Raw genomic sequence first — 12617 nt, forward strand, 5'->3', positions numbered from 1 at the left:
ATAAATAGTTAAATCGTCATCGCGCCAAAACCGCCGTCTACTCTCAAAACTGTTCCTGTTACAAAGCTTGAAGCTTTCTCTGAAGCCAGGTACACCGCAGCACCTTGAAGCTCTGCAGCTTCACCAAATCGATTCATTGGCGTATGACGCATAATGGATTCGATCCGCTCAGGTGACAAAATCTTACGATTCTGCTCTGCTGGGAAAAAGCCTGGAATAATCGCGTTCACACGTACACGGCTCGGAGCGAACTCACGGGCTAGGTTTTGTGTGATATTATTCACAGCTGCTTTAGAAGCGGAGTAAGTGAACACACGAGAAAGTGGTGGATCCGAGGAAACGGATGAAATATTAATAATGCTTCCACCTTCTCCTCGTTCAACCATGTATTTCCCGAATACTTGGCAGGCTAGCACGACGCTTTTCAAATTTACCTCCATAATAGAATCCCATTCTTCCATGGAAATGTCAAAGAAAGGTGTCGCACTATTTTTACCTGGACAATTCATAAGAATATCCGCGCTGCCTGACCAAGCGATAACATCTTGAAGAACAAGCTCTAAATCTTCACGTTTCGTTGCATCTGCTTGGAAGGTTTTCGCTTCGCCGCCAATCGCAGCAATACTCTCTCGAACCTGCTCGCTTTTCTCTTGATTACGCCCGACGATTGCTACTTTGGCACCATGTCCAGCAAGTGCTAAAGCCATTGAGCCACCAAGTGTACTATTACCGCCAATAATTACTGCTGTTTTCCCAGAAAGATCGAATAAGTTCATTGTCGTCATCCTCTCGAATAATAGTGCTTTGTCTAAAATGAATTATGATTGAGGACTCCGTAGGTGCTGACTTTGAAAAGCGGTGATCGCGTCGAATTGATCTTTTAACTGATGATATACGCTCGTATAAATAGATGTCAATTGTTGATATACGCGATAATCGTTTTCATTCACCTCGTGAGCCTTTCCTACCCCGATCCATTTATGTGCATGCGATAAGTCTTCAATCTCACCCATTGCGAGTAAACCAAGTAAAGCTGCGCCAATTCCTGAGCTCTCAATGGAGTCTGGAACGGTAACGGCCGTACCGAGCATATCGGTCATCATCTGACGCCAGAACTCTGAGCGAGCGAAGCCTCCTGATGCACGAATGACGGTTGCAGGTCCCATCATCCGTTCCAACGATGTGGCAACGGCTTGAATGGAGAACATGACGCCTTCCAAAGCGGCACGGATCATATGCTTCTTTTGATGACTAAGCGATAAACCGAAATAAACACCACGTGCGTTAGCATTCCAATAAGGTGCACGTTCGCCGGATAGCAGCGGCAAGAAAAGCAATCCTTCGGAGCCTGCTCCCACTTCAGCAGCAAGAGCCGTCAAGTAATCGTATGGGTCCATGCCCAAGCGGCGTGCTTCCTCAGCTTCTGCTGTCGCGATCTGGTCTCTCACCCATCGGAAGACAATACCTCCATTGTTAATCGGTCCACCAACGACCCAGAAGTTTTCGGTTAACGCGTAACAGAACAACTTGCCCTCGGGGTCGGTTTGCGGTTTGTTCACGACGCTGCGAACTGCGCCGCTTGTACCAATCGTAACCGCGACAACACCGGGCTCGAAGGCGCCTACGCCTAGGTTGGCAAGTACACCATCGGAAGCGCCGACAATAAACGGCGTTTCCATGGACAAGCCCATGGCAGTGGCATAAGCGGAGCTCATACCCTCTACACGATGTGTCGTAGGCACAAGTGCGGAAAGCTGTTGAGGTGTTACCCCAGCATAATCAAGCGCACCTGCATCCCAATCCAATTGCTCAAGATTGAATAATCCTGTCGCACTCGCCAAGGAATGATCGATCAGATACTGATTAAACAGTTTGGCGAACACATACTCTTTAATCCCTATAAATTTATGGGTATTTCGAACAAGCGCTGGTTCATGCTCTCCGAACCACTTTAATTTCAAAAGTGGCGACATGGGATGAATCGGTGTGCCTGTTCTCGCATAAATCTGTTGGCCAAGCCCACTCTGCTTCAAATCCTCCGCATATTTCGCGGCACGATTGTCTGCCCATGTAATACATTGGGTTAACGGCTTATTGTGCTCATCTACGGCGATTATGCTGTGCATCGCAGAACTGAAGGATACGCAAAGCACTTGTTCAGGCGAGATGCCTTGCTTGCGAACAACGGCCCCAATCCCCTGCACCACAGCATCAAAGATTTGATCTGGATCTTGCTCGGCACGATCTGCTGCAGGTGTGAATAGCGGATATTCGATGGAATGGGAGGCAAGTACCTGTCCATCCCGATCAATGACCAGCGTTTTGGTACTCGTTGTTCCAATATCAGCAGCTATGATATAGGGCTTCTGACTTTGCGTCATTTGCAAATATTCCCCTCTGCATCGAATGTTAGTTCAAATGGCTCCGATAAAATTTCAATGTCTGGATGCTGACGAGCAGCATCAAGGAGGTTTACCGAAATTTCAATTTCACCTAAGTGAAGTGTATCTTGGATACGAACAAGCTTACAGGTCGTGTAATCTAAAATATTACAAGTTTTCACGGCTGCTTTGATCGCATAGAAATCATTTTCTAAGGTAGTCGCGATTTTCGTAGGTGCACAAACCGTAGAAGTTAACCCATTGGCATACGTGAATTCTAGATTTGTCTTATCAACTAGACGTTGGGTAGTGAAGTCCGCAGTGCCCACGCCATTCGCATTCCCTTTGGTTTCATGTGTCAAATCAAGGACAACCATCTTCGATACTTCAGGTCCACCATGTGCATACGGGGTAGGATAACGTCCTGTAACGTTAGGATCCATGCCGTCACCACTAATATTTTTACCGATGTAATCAATCACAAGGACGTCGATTTCATCGAATAAAATTTTAGGTAAACGTGACTTCGCTTCTACCAATAGGACTTCCTCACGCGCTTCAATCTCAGCGGCTGGAAGAACCTCAACCTGACAAGTCTCATCGTATGCATTCTCTACGAGGGCTACGCCAAAGACGATTGGCAGCTTCTCAATCATCAAATTCGCCATAGCAGGAACATTCTCTGCCATATATTTAAAGCCAAGCTGATGACACGCCTCAGCCCCTTTTTGCTTACCTAGACCAATCGCAATCATCTTCATGATGCCGCTCTCAATGCGTCCGCGGAAAGCAGTGTGCGGCTTTACACGGTTAATAACGACAATGGCATCTGCTTCTGAGGCAATACGATCTACATAGACCGGTAAACCATTCGGCAGTTGATCGATTTTGACCACGTCCATGGAAGAACGAATCGGTGCTCCCATCGTTTCTTCTGTAATGCCAAAGTGCTGGAGCACCTCAGTCTGACCATCCGCAGTCGCCCCGCCATGGCTTCCCATACACGGTACAATAAACGGATGTGCACCTCGTGCCTTGATGGCATCCAAGGTTGTTTTCGTGAAGCCCGCAATATTAGCAATCCCTCTGCTTCCTACAGCCACTGCAACTTGCTGGCCAGGAAGGATACTCGGCATAACGCCACTGCTTTCGAGCTTATCGGCAAGTTCCTGCAAAGGATTTTCCAGAATCGAACGATCAAACTTCTGACGAATTTTAACCATTTGCGGAATCGGAATGTCATTTAACAATTCTCTTAGAATACTCATCGACTTTCCCCACTTTCTTATGCTTGTAATAATTGCACAGATTCACGAACAATTAATTCGGTTCGCAATAGAACCTGCTCTGTTGTATGCAATTTATTCTCTATATTACCTAAGAGACGCAGTGCGCCTTCTTTGCTAATTTGTTCGATCGGCCTACGCACGGTCGTTAAGGCAGGTGTCACATATGCCGCGAATACCGTATCATCAAAACCAACCACGGAGATATCTTTAGGAACTTGTAAACCTGCTTCAAACACAGCTTTAATGGCTCCCAGTGCCATCTCATCATTGCAACAAAAAACCGCTGTTGGTCTCTCTTCGAGGCTCAAAAATTGCTGCATCGCTTGATGACCGCTTTCCAAATCATACAGTCCCGGCATGCGGAACGCAGCAGGAATGGAAATCCCATAATGCTCCATTGCTCGTTCAAAGCCAGCCTTGCGATTCTGCGCAGATTTAAAACCCTTGCGCCCCTCGATTAAGGCGATTTTCTTATGACCCTGATTCACAAGGTAAGCTCCTGCGTGAAAAGCACCTTGCTCCTCATCAGAGAGGACATTCAGAACACCGGCGGTATCCACTGGCCGATTCAATACGACGAGCGGTATCCCTTTGTTCGCAATATGCTCAATGATCGGCCCATCATCGTCACTTTGGCTAACAATAATAATGCCATCAAAGCTCTTCTTGGTGATGGAATGAAAGCTAGTGTAATCATCAATACCCTTGACAATCAATTGGTAGCGATCTCGAATCACGGAGTTAACCCCTCGAATGGCTTCGTAGAAGAAACCAGCGGAAGTTCCATTGCTTAGTGTGGTAAAGAATAGCCCCAAGTTATACGAACGATCCAACACTAAACTTTTCGCATTATAATTCGGCGTGTAATCCAGCTGTTCAGCGATGATGCGAATGCGCTCCTTCGTCTCCTCTTGGATGAGCGGACTGTTGTTCAACGCTCTGGAAACTGTCGTGTGAGAAACACCCGCGAGCTTCGCAATATCCTTAATAGTTGCGCTCATACATTCACCTCTAACAAAAGCATATCACATCTATGCACACGTTAACAATAGTCTTTTCGCGAGACCAAAAAACTCCCTTCTCAGGGAGTCCAAAACCAGTTATTTATGATTTCTCTTTGCAGTCGATTGTCTCACCACTAGCTCAGGCAGCAACTTTATCGTGTGATATGTGTCTGCGTCTACCACACCATCAATCTTTCGCATTAATTCATCGACAGCGCTACGCCCTAGCTCGCCTGCAGGCTGACGTACAGTTGTTAAATGCGGACGAAATTCAGAAGCGAATACTTGATCGTCGAATCCTACGATCGAAATATCTTTAGGAATCTGGTATCCTAAGGTTTTAAATGCATCCATCAAGCCGATTGCAATGAAATCATCTGCTGCAAATACAGCAGTGGGTACCTTCACGTTGCGTATCCAACCGTCTGCAATATCGTAGCCAGAAGATATGCTAAATTCGCCTTGTTCAATCCACAGTTCAGTCAAACCTGCCTCCAGCATCGCATGAAAATATCCACGCTCACGTTCCGCACTACTCAAGAAGGGCTCTGGCCCACGAATATGAGCAATTGTTTGATGCCCGAGATCAATCAGATGCTTGGTAGCTTCATAGCCACCGATGAAATTATCTACAATGACGGACGAAACCGATTCATGACAATACTGATTATCAATCAGCACAAAAGGGATTTTCTTCTTTTCCAATTCCGTTACATAGGCAAATTCATTCGTGGGAGACACGACGATTAAACCATCTACGCGATCTTCTTGAAATAAAGAATTCTCAAAGGATTTAAACACGTCGGTCGAGACCGATAAAGCAAGAAAATAGCCCCGTTCTGCTAAATGATCATTCATTTCTTTCACAACGGCATCGAAGAATGAATCATTGAGGGTCGAAATCGCAACACCAATGATGCCTGTCTTACCTCTAGCTAAACTGCGAGCAGCTGCGTTCGGCTGATAGTCCAGCTCCTTCATGGCTTGCAGCACCTTTTGCCGATTCCCCTCCCGCACCGTACCTGCTTGATTGATTACGCGGGAGACGGTGACCACAGAAAGTCCACTTTTCTTCGCAACATCAAAAATACTGACTTTCATGGCTTCAACTCCTGTAATTCACCCTAAAAAGTATAAGCGCTTTAATTTTACTGAAACAATTATAATCGAAAGCTACATTCCTGTATATGTTTCATTCTTCTCCCCCTATAAATACACAAAAGAGAGTCCCGTATACGTTCATACAGGCTCTCTTTCATCCCAGCACACTATTCATTCTCACATCTCCAATAGAAGCATTTCTTGTCTCAATTCGATTAATTTAACTTTACTTTCCATCGCAGCTTTGGTATCCCCGGATGAGAGTGCATCTTGCAGCGTAGCTAATTCATAATCAAGCTCCATGCGCAAAATAGGGATGCGTTCATCTGTCCTCTTTGATCTTAGTGCTTGCATGACTTCTTCTACGGTCACAGCAGGCTCCTTCTGATACAGCACCTTATGTTCAATTCCGCTAATCTCCACCATGCGGATGATTTCCCCGAACATAATATTCTCAATGAGAATTTGCCGATCCTTAAATCTTTTTACAACGGCATGACCGCGAGTATCTCCGATCAGCTTCTCCATCATTTCAGCAAGCTTCTCATCTTTGAATGAATAATTGCCAACAATCTTATACTTCTCGCCAATTCGTTCGAATTTCAGCTTAATCAGCTTTCGTCCAGTGCGAATAGAAATGATAAACTGAAGTTCACTTTCGTTCCAGTAGAGCGAATATCCTTCTTGGATGAGGGCTTTAATGAAGTTCCGGATTAGCCGGCGATCAAATCGTAACTCTAGGTTGCAATACTCCACTTCATGACTCTTACTCACGGCAATCCCCTCCATAATTGGCGCAAACCATTTATTTAAATATTCAGACAACTTGTGTTCTTACAGTTATCTTATTATGAATTCTATGTTTTAGCAACTTGGATTATGGATATTTTTTTAAAAGAAAGCGCACAAAAAAGCCGATGCCTGTTTGCCATCAGCTACAGCCCATGTTCACGCCAACCTATGATTAATGCCAGCCCCAGAAAAATCCATCGCGTTCCCATGCAGCTCTACCGCCATGCAATTTCTTGAAGATTTTCTTAACCTCTTTGGAAATAGCTTGATTCCCATTGTCATTCACATAAATATAGGATTCCCCAAAATTCTTAACAATATAGTCAACGGCATCCTTTTGATATAAAATCCCTGCCGATTTCAGTTCATTCAGCATCCACTCTGCAATTTCATTCGCTGTCATTCTCCAATCATTCTCCCTTCCTTGTCCATTCGATCATTATACCATAAATTCATGCAAAATCCGCATCTGACTAGGGACACCAGCACAATCATTACAGAAGTCTGGCATAGCCCATTCCATCTCCACCATTGCTCCATATGCTATGTCGAAAGTCAATGAACAAGACTTAAAACAGAGAGGGTGAATGAAATGGGTTATGGCGTAGCAGGTGTTGGTGGAGTTGGCTGTGGCGGTGGTTATGGATCTTCTGCAGCAATTTTGGTTCTTTTCATCTTGTTGGTTATTATCACTAGCGCTTTTGTAATCTAATACTTCACAATTGATAAAAGGGCAGCCCCGTAATTCAGGTGCTGCCCTTTGAGTTTATTTAACCAGCTTCAGTCTCCGCCGGATTGAGGATTGCTGAGCCAATACTCATTAGGATAAGACCGAATAAAGCCAATACCCCCATATTCATCCAAAGCTGAGACAATGGTTCGCCTGCAGACATACGCTCGATCGCATCGAGCGCCCACTTTTGCGGGACAAAGTTTGCGAGCTTTTGCATCCATTCCGGCATGAGACTAATCGGCCAGAAACACCCGCCCAACATGCAGGTTGGCGTAACAACAAGAGCGTTTATCACGTTCATATTGGTCGCATTTTTCACCATACTCGCTACAGCACTGGCAATTCCCATGCTTGCTAACAAGAAAAATTCTAAGATGACAAAATGAGATGCGAATGGGAGACCGTACTCATATCCAGCCACGTATCTAGTAATGAAGAGGATAACCAGCACTTGAAGTGTACCTACAACAAAACTACCCAAGAAATTTCCTGCTACAATTTCAAAAGCGCGTACAGGCGCCGTGTACGTTCTTGCTAATGTACGAAGTCTACGATCTTCCATAACGAGAGACACTGTATTGTTCATTAAGCCCATCATAAAAATCAGCATTAATCCAATCACGATATGCATGTTAAGATTCGTATAAAGATGTAAATCCGTTATTTCAGGACTAACTTGGTACTTTTGAATTTGAGAAATGGTTTGTAAGGTGATCTCTCGCAAATCCGTCTCTGTTAGACCTTGTTTCCTGTATAAAGCAATCGTATCTTGATACCTAGATAAGATTCCTTCCAAACTTATTTTGAGCGTAATCGTTGATTCATTAGAAGTGAGTTGATACATGTCAAGCTGCGGTACAGTTCCTCCTGCTAATAACTTTTCACTTAAGTCTGCAGGAAGGATGAAGGCACCTGTGACCTTCTGTTTAATTACATCGTTTTTTAATTCGGCTTCAGATGCAGCCAATGTCAATCGATAATCAGGTAATGTACTTAACTCTTGTATGACCTGCGTGCCTAATGCACCTTGATCCAAATTAAGATAAGCGATGTCTGCTCGATTCTCACTTTGTTTACCAAGAACAATTATGATTAGTGAAACCGCGGCAGCCGGAATAACCAAATACATGAGAAGTCCCTTTCTTTGAAATAAGGAACGGCGCAGCATATTCAGAGCGATCGCCAGACTATTCATGATATCCCCCTTTACGGTAAACAAGAAATGCGATTAACGACAACCCAATGGCCATACAACCTAAAATCAATACGTGATGCGCTATTATTGTAGTTTCGCTCCCCAGCATGAGTTGAAACATACTTTGCATCCCCCAATAGTTTAACGTGTAAGAACCTACTTGCTTAAGGACTCCATCAGGAAGAGGTGTAAAGCCCCCACTTAAGAAAGTCATGATCATAATGCCCGTTTGAAAAATCACTGCGATCATACTATCTGATTTGAAGAGGAGCATGACGACGATGGCCAAACTCATCGAAGCTAGAATCATACATAAGCAAATAAGAAAGAGTGTTAGGAACTGAGAACCCCAATCCACACCATAGAATAGTTTTGTTGCGCCGATGATAACTGCGACCTGACCAATAGAAAGGAACATATTCCCAATAATTTTGCCGAGTAAAATTTGATACTCATGAACAGGCATGCCATTCAAACGAGATAACGTGTGATTTACCTTTTCATTCTGTAAGCTAAAAGCAGTGATCATGCCCGAATATAATAAAAACATAACGAGAATCGACGCCGCATAATATTGCATGGCCGTGTAGTTGCTATTTGAAGCAGCTAATTGGCCTACATGTACCAACGAAGAGCTCGCAGCAGCATGTTGTGAAGATACGTCTTCGACCTGCTTTAGAGGCTCCAAAGACGACGTACGAGCTATAATCTGAATAGCCTGAATCTGATTAACTTTATCGAAATACGTACGAAACACCATTTGAGCTGTAAGATTTTTCATATAATCATGACCCAATATCATCTCCCACTGGGCTGCTTTTCCTGCCTTCACCTGTGCGCTGAAATCGCTCGGGATGATGACTGCAAATTCAGATTCTCCTTCCTTCAACCGTTGTATTGCATCCTCGCGTGTTGATATCACATGTGTTTGTAAGTGATTTAGGGTCTCTGAAGACGCTATGAAGCTTTGAAATCCTTCCCGCAAAGCGCCTGAATCCGATTGAACAATATCAACCTTCACAGGATTCAATACTTTATCCTCGACCTTAAACACGCCTGAAAGAGCTGATCCCAGTATAAAAATGAGCAGCAGAGGCATTAGAAATTGAATCAACAGCACATAGCGGGTCCGCAGTTTCCTAATGATTTCATACTTAGCAATGGTCCAAATTGGCATGTGAATATCCCCCTAATCTCTCAAGGTTCTTCCGGTCAAAGACAGGAACAAGGCTTCTAGATCAGGCTCCACCTGCGTGAGCGATTGTATTTTAACCTGATGTTTAGACAAAATGAAGAGGATATCTTGCAAATAACTTTGCGACGCACTTACGATCAGTTCCAGTGTTTGTTCATTAGCATTTAACTGTTTTATCAACGGATACTCCCTCAACTCTTTAACCGCTTGATCCGTGAGGTTCGTAATTTGAAGCACAATTTTATTGTCTTGGGAAACTTGATTACGCAGCTCTTCCTGTGTTCCGCAAGCGATAAGATGACCATGATCCATGATCCCGACTCTCGTCGAAATGGCCGACACTTCTTCCATATAGTGGGATGTGTATAGAATAGTCGATCCCATTCGATTCAATTCTCTTACAGACTCTAAAATATGATTACGTGATTGAGGGTCGATCCCAACCGTTGGTTCATCCATAATAATGAGCTTCGGTTGATGCATGATGGCACATGCAATATTTAGTCTTCGTTTCATGCCACCTGAAAATGAACTAGGTTTATCACTCGCACGATCCAGGAGTCCCACAAAGGCTAAAGATTCCTCCACTCGCTCCTTAAGCAGCTTTCCTCTCAACCCATATAATTTAGCGAAAAAAGTGACGTTCTCCCGAGCTGTTAAGTTTTCATATATCGCTAAATCTTGGGGCACGAGCCCCAAATTACGTTTGACTTCCATTGGGTATTTAACAACAGATTTACCACCTACCAGAATGTCACCTTGATCGATTTTCAGTAATCCGCTTAGCATTTTAATCGTTGTACTTTTGCCCGCTCCATTAGGGCCTAACAAGCCAAACACTTCACCTTCTCGAATCGTCAGATTCAGATGATCGACAGAAATACGATTGTCATATTTCTTAACTACATCTTTCAATTGAACAAAGCTCATAGATCTCTTCCTTTCTTCACTGCACTTATTACCATAATTGTACGCTTTTGTGAGCAAGTCGACAGGTAGAAGAAGTCATTTTACAAAGTGACAAAAGTCACTTTATTTTTGTAAAGAAAAGTGTTATCCAACGAAAAGTCGTATGCTATACTTTCTTTATTAAGATAAAGGATGCGAATCTGGATTGATAAACCAACTCTTACTCACACGCTATCTTCTCCTACTTGTACCTGCGATCGCTTCCATGTATTTGGAAACCTACATATCCAATGATACCTATGCCCTATTCGTACTCTTATTTATTGGACTGACCGAAATCAGGCGAACACGTTTCCCGAACACGAACTGGATGCTCCTCCTTGAAATCGGCTGTACAGGCTGGATGAGTTATCACTTCGAAGGAGTTTGGTTTCTTTCGTTCTTCTCAACCCTTCTGACTTACGTACCCAAGCTGAATCGACAGCAGCAAGTTGGTGCAATCTTGTTACAGCTTCTTGTTCTTAATTTTTCCTTGCAAAATCAACCATCTATGTATTTCATCTTTGCGAATGTCATGTTTTGCACAATCGCCATCCTCTCTTTCCAGCTTCAGCGAATGAAAAAAAATAAAGATGATGTTGAGCTGCTCTATGATCAACTCCGAAAGCAGCATTATGCATTGGACGAGGCCCGTCTTCAATTAATGGATTATGCCCGAAAAGTCGAGAACATTGCCCAAACGGAAGAACGTAACCGCATCTCACATGATTTGCATGACGATTTAGGACATAAGCTTATCCGAATCAAAATGATGATGGAGGCCTCACTTACCATCCTTCCCTCACAACCAAGTAAAGGTACCGAGATGTTACGTTCTGTTCGCGATCAACTCGGTGAAAGTATGGAACTCCTTCGTTCGACTGTACGTCGATTGAAGCCGAACAAGCATTCGCTGCAAAGTTATTCCTTGGCTAAGTTAATTGATGAGCTAACTCGAGAGAACGCTATCGACATTGAACTCGATATTCAGGGAATGCCTTATGAATTGTATCCTAGCCTTGAATACATTCTTTACCGAAATGCGCAAGAAGCGATCTCTAATGCGATTCGGCATGGCGCTGCTACATACGTTCAGATCACGCTGCAATACGCAGCTAATCAAGTGACCATGGGAGTCTCCAATAATGGCATACGTCAGATAGAGCCTACGGTTAAAGGGCTTGGTTTATCCGGTATGGAAGAACGAATTAAAGTGATTGGCGGGCAACTTCTTATTTCGAATGAGCAACATTTCACCGTAACTACCATACTGCCAACTTTTCGACACAATGAAGCTAATTAAAAAGGGAGGGGATTGTTGATGATTCATGTACTCATAACCGACGACGATCCGTTTATTCGTGAAAGCTTACAATTAATTATTGGACTTGATCCTGAAATCACTGTTGTTGGAACTTGTACGAATGGGAACGAAGCTCTCACTTTTATTCAAAATGGGACAAAAGTAGATGTAGTCCTGATGGATATCCGTATGCCTATCTGTGATGGTGTTCAAGGAACTAAACAAATCAAGGAAGCGTACCCGGAAATCGCGATACTGATTCTGACTACCTTCGATGATGATGCGTACATCATTCAAGCACTACGAAACGGCGCTAGCGGTTATTTATTAAAAAATATTTCCCCAGATCATATTATTCAAGGCGTTAAGACAGTGAAGCAAGGGAATTTGCTTATTCATCCTGATATTGCTAAGAAACTAACCAGTTTCATTCAAGTTAGTCCCTCAAAAACTGATGCACCGACCCATCCATTTGATGGATATGGATTGACAGCCAATGAGCAGGTTATCATTGCTAAAATCTCCGATGGCCTTTCAAATAAAGAAATCGCCCAGGAACTATTCCTGAGCGAAGGTACGGTGAAGAACTATGTAACTGAAATTTTAAGTAAATTGAATCTTCGAGACCGTACACAAATTGCCATCTTCTATCTGAAACGGCAACAAGGCTAAGAAA

The 12617-nt window shown here is 43.6% G+C and carries 13 protein-coding genes; 3 read left to right on the forward strand and 10 right to left on the reverse strand.

The window, feature by feature from the left end; translation table 11 throughout:
- Positions 1–8: 8 nt before the first annotated feature.
- The 7 genes from ASL11_RS08545 to ASL11_RS08575 all read right to left on the reverse strand — a co-directional run bounded on the left by ASL11_RS08545 (position 9) and on the right by ASL11_RS08575 (position 6970).
- Entirely contained in the window at positions 9–776 is a 768-nt protein-coding gene (locus ASL11_RS08545) for an SDR family oxidoreductase (protein ID WP_056612502.1), read from the reverse strand.
- A 42-nt stretch (positions 777–818) separates the two neighbouring features.
- Positions 819–2381 carry a gluconokinase gene (gntK, locus tag ASL11_RS08550; protein WP_056612504.1) on the reverse strand — a complete coding sequence of 521 codons (1563 nt, stop codon included), beginning with the start codon at positions 2379–2381 and terminating at the stop codon, positions 819–821.
- On the reverse strand, positions 2378–3649 hold the full coding sequence (locus ASL11_RS08555; protein ID WP_056612506.1) for a lactate racemase domain-containing protein: 1272 nt from the start codon (positions 3647–3649) through the stop codon (positions 2378–2380). Before ASL11_RS08555 ends, gntK begins: the two co-directional genes overlap by 4 nt.
- Positions 3650–3666: 17 nt before the next feature.
- Positions 3667–4671, reverse strand: coding sequence for a LacI family DNA-binding transcriptional regulator (locus ASL11_RS08560; RefSeq protein ID WP_056612509.1), 1005 nt, complete (start codon positions 4669–4671; stop codon positions 3667–3669).
- A 99-nt stretch (positions 4672–4770) separates the two neighbouring features.
- Positions 4771–5775, reverse strand: a complete 1005-nt coding sequence (locus ASL11_RS08565; protein ID WP_056612511.1) for a LacI family DNA-binding transcriptional regulator — start codon at positions 5773–5775, stop codon at positions 4771–4773.
- Positions 5776–5952: 177 nt separating this feature from the next.
- Positions 5953–6549 carry a hypothetical protein gene (locus tag ASL11_RS08570; RefSeq protein ID WP_056612513.1) on the reverse strand — a complete coding sequence of 199 codons (597 nt, stop codon included), beginning with the start codon at positions 6547–6549 and terminating at the stop codon, positions 5953–5955.
- A 190-nt stretch (positions 6550–6739) separates the two neighbouring features.
- Positions 6740–6970 carry a DUF6953 family protein gene (locus tag ASL11_RS08575; RefSeq protein ID WP_056612515.1) on the reverse strand — a complete coding sequence of 77 codons (231 nt, stop codon included), beginning with the start codon at positions 6968–6970 and terminating at the stop codon, positions 6740–6742.
- 189 nt (positions 6971–7159) lie between these two features.
- On the opposite strand from ASL11_RS08575, the gene ASL11_RS35705 reads away from it, so the two are divergent.
- Positions 7160–7279: a YjcZ family sporulation protein gene (locus tag ASL11_RS35705; protein WP_082595333.1), complete on the forward strand. Its 120-nt coding sequence runs from the start codon at positions 7160–7162 to the stop codon at positions 7277–7279.
- Between the two features lie 58 nt (positions 7280–7337).
- On the opposite strand, the gene ASL11_RS08580 is transcribed toward ASL11_RS35705, so the two are convergent.
- Genes ASL11_RS08580 through ASL11_RS08590 form a run of 3 tightly spaced genes read right to left on the reverse strand, consistent with a single transcriptional unit; the run spans position 7338 to position 10620 of the window.
- Positions 7338–8495, reverse strand: a complete 1158-nt coding sequence (locus tag ASL11_RS08580) for an ABC transporter permease (RefSeq protein WP_056612517.1) — start codon at positions 8493–8495, stop codon at positions 7338–7340.
- Positions 8488–9672, reverse strand: a complete 1185-nt coding sequence (locus ASL11_RS08585) for an ABC transporter permease (RefSeq protein WP_056612519.1) — start codon at positions 9670–9672, stop codon at positions 8488–8490. Before ASL11_RS08585 ends, ASL11_RS08580 begins: the two co-directional genes overlap by 8 nt.
- Before the next feature lie 12 nt (positions 9673–9684).
- A complete protein-coding gene (locus tag ASL11_RS08590) occupies positions 9685–10620 on the reverse strand; it encodes an ABC transporter ATP-binding protein (protein ID WP_056612520.1) in 936 nt (311 codons plus the stop codon).
- Positions 10621–10804: 184 nt separating this feature from the next.
- On the opposite strand from ASL11_RS08590, the gene ASL11_RS08595 reads away from it, so the two are divergent.
- Together ASL11_RS08595 and ASL11_RS08600 are read left to right on the forward strand one after the other, a co-directional pair.
- Positions 10805–11941 carry a sensor histidine kinase gene (locus tag ASL11_RS08595; protein WP_056612522.1) on the forward strand — a complete coding sequence of 379 codons (1137 nt, stop codon included), beginning with the start codon at positions 10805–10807 and terminating at the stop codon, positions 11939–11941.
- 18 nt (positions 11942–11959) lie between these two features.
- Positions 11960–12613 carry a response regulator transcription factor gene (locus tag ASL11_RS08600; RefSeq protein ID WP_056612524.1) on the forward strand — a complete coding sequence of 218 codons (654 nt, stop codon included), beginning with the start codon at positions 11960–11962 and terminating at the stop codon, positions 12611–12613.
- Positions 12614–12617 lie beyond the last annotated feature (4 nt).

This window comes from Paenibacillus sp. Soil750 (genome assembly GCF_001428045.1).
In the GTDB taxonomy this organism is placed as follows: Bacteria; Bacillota; Bacilli; order Paenibacillales; family NBRC-103111; genus Paenibacillus_E; species Paenibacillus_E allorhizoplanae.

Bases quoted from the DNA above. Each gene is read 5' to 3' on its own strand.
- ASL11_RS08545 (WP_056612502.1), bottom strand. From the start codon at position 776: ATGAACTTATTCGATCTTTCTGGGAAAACAGCAGTAATTATTGGCGGT.
- gntK (WP_056612504.1), bottom strand. From the start codon at position 2,381: ATGACGCAAAGTCAGAAGCCCTATATCATAGCTGCTGATATTGGAACA.
- ASL11_RS08555 (WP_056612506.1), bottom strand. From the start codon at position 3,649: ATGAGTATTCTAAGAGAATTGTTAAATGACATTCCGATTCCGCAAATG.
- ASL11_RS08560 (WP_056612509.1), bottom strand. From the start codon at position 4,671: ATGAGCGCAACTATTAAGGATATTGCGAAGCTCGCGGGTGTTTCTCAC.
- ASL11_RS08565 (WP_056612511.1), bottom strand. From the start codon at position 5,775: ATGAAAGTCAGTATTTTTGATGTTGCGAAGAAAAGTGGACTTTCTGTG.
- ASL11_RS08575 (WP_056612515.1), bottom strand. From the start codon at position 6,970: ATGACAGCGAATGAAATTGCAGAGTGGATGCTGAATGAACTGAAATCG.
- ASL11_RS35705 (WP_082595333.1), top strand. From the start codon at position 7,160: ATGGGTTATGGCGTAGCAGGTGTTGGTGGAGTTGGCTGTGGCGGTGGT.
- ASL11_RS08580 (WP_056612517.1), bottom strand. From the start codon at position 8,495: ATGAATAGTCTGGCGATCGCTCTGAATATGCTGCGCCGTTCCTTATTT.
- ASL11_RS08585 (WP_056612519.1), bottom strand. From the start codon at position 9,672: ATGCCAATTTGGACCATTGCTAAGTATGAAATCATTAGGAAACTGCGG.
- ASL11_RS08590 (WP_056612520.1), bottom strand. From the start codon at position 10,620: ATGAGCTTTGTTCAATTGAAAGATGTAGTTAAGAAATATGACAATCGT.
- ASL11_RS08600 (WP_056612524.1), top strand. From the start codon at position 11,960: ATGATTCATGTACTCATAACCGACGACGATCCGTTTATTCGTGAAAGC.